Raw genomic sequence first — 1,220 nt, 5'->3', positions numbered from 1 at the left:
ATCTATATCTAGAATGTTATATAAAACTATTGAATATTTTATTCGTAAAAACAGAGGTGTAAAATGAACTTTATTTCCGAACTACTTGTTACCGTTGCAATTCCTACAATACAACTCACATTTTTGTTACTACTCATATTTGTTTTTAGCTACTTTGTAGTATACAAAAAGGTATGTAAAGGTGGGGGGGAATTTACCGTACAACAAATTATATTGTTTATATTAATAATAGGATATTATTCCCTTGCATTATCAGCTACTTCATTTGGTCGTCCAGATGATATAACCTTTGCAAGAACAATTGACTTTGATGTACTTAGTGTTTATAAAAAAGCATGGAATACCTTTTCATTTTCTTCTTTTTTCCATATCATTGTAAATATAGGTATGCTTTTTCCTTTAGGAATTTTATTACCTTTATTTAGTAATGTTTTTCAAAAAACAAAATGGATGTTAATCAGCTCAATTATAGCAAGTTTATGGATTGAAATTCTTGAATTTATAATGCAACGTGGAAGTATGGAACTAGCCGATTTACTTCATAATACTTTAGGAATGATGCTAGGATATTCTATGTTAAGTATAGTTCTTATATTGTTGAAGAAAAAAGAAACGGATACACAAATGATCAAATATTTATTTCTTCCGATTACAGTAAGTTTTGTTGCACTTGGAATAATGATTTCGTATCAAATGAAGGAATTTGGGAATACGCCTTTAGATCCCATTACAAAAATAGACATGACTGATGTCACTATAAAAACATCAATAGAGTTAAAAGACGAAGGTGAAAAAATGCCTGTTTACAAAGAGAAAATTTCAAACATGCCTGATGACAATGAGCTAGTTACAAAAAAATCATATATTCGAGATGTTGAAATTCTGTCTCCTAAAGAAGCATTTCAAAAACTAAAACAAGGAGACTTTGATCCTATAATATCTTTCAAAGCAGGTGATACATTAGTCATTACAGATTATAATATAGATTACTACGCTGATACAAAAGGCTTTTCTCAACCTATATATGTTTTTCAAGTACGCTTAAATGATAATGACAAAGATAGTTGGTCTCAACCTATTTCTGCGAGAAAATAACGTAGATTTTTATGTTTTTGTTCATGTGAAATAGTTTAATCTAGTTGTCTTGCTCATGTAAAAAATCTCCTATGGAATTTAATTGAAATTGAAAAACATTTAAGAAGAACAATTACGCTGTGGGC

General features: G+C 29.1%; 1 protein-coding gene. It reads left to right on the top strand.

Annotated elements, in window-relative coordinates:
* Window positions 1-63: 63 nt before the first annotated feature.
* Window positions 64-1,095 (top strand): VanZ family protein, encoded by a 1,032-nt coding sequence (locus AC1DTM_RS27315; protein WP_088099092.1) that lies wholly within the window; start codon window positions 64-66, stop codon window positions 1,093-1,095.
* Window positions 1,096-1,220 lie beyond the last annotated feature (125 nt).

It is taken from the genome of Bacillus sp. P4_D3 (assembly GCF_056401855.1).
Note: the sequence above shows the minus strand (reverse complement) of the source record. Positions and strands in the feature narration are given on the sequence as shown.

Excerpts from the sequence above, each read along its gene's own strand:
- AC1DTM_RS27315 (WP_088099092.1), top strand. The coding sequence starts at position 64 with ATGAACTTTATTTCCGAACTACTTGTTACCGTTGCAATTCCTACAATA.